This is a genomic window from Bacillus cereus group sp. BfR-BA-01441 (assembly GCF_022663075.1).
GTDB classification, from domain to species: domain Bacteria; phylum Bacillota; class Bacilli; order Bacillales; family Bacillaceae_G; genus Bacillus_A; species Bacillus_A cereus.
The window spans coordinates 1-250 of the sequence record NZ_JAKUEU010000358.1 but is presented as its reverse complement, the minus strand read 5'-3'; the positions used below and the strand labels follow the sequence as shown (position 1 = coordinate 250).

The following is a 250-nucleotide window of genomic DNA, read 5'->3' as shown; positions in this document are numbered from 1 at the left end:
CAAGAAAAAATAGCTGTTACACAGTTGGCTCATAGATTATACGAAAAAAGTAAGGATATTCTATTATTCGAAGAGGAAATACTTTCTTATATTAGTTATTTAGATTTTAAAGTTAAATTAGATTTTAAAATTAAATCTAATTTAACTTTAAAAAATATCGAAAATAATAATGAAGAAAATGATGCCAAAAACAATGTTTAACAAAATTTAGAAGCATTTGATATATAATGTTTAAATTTTAGAACATATA

The 250-nt window shown here is 20.0% G+C and carries 1 pseudogene; it reads left to right on the top strand.

The window, feature by feature from the left end:
* Positions 1 to 201: pseudogene (locus MR107_RS30840) on the top strand (helix-turn-helix domain-containing protein); the annotation flags it as partial.
* Positions 202 to 250: the final 49 nt, after the last annotated feature.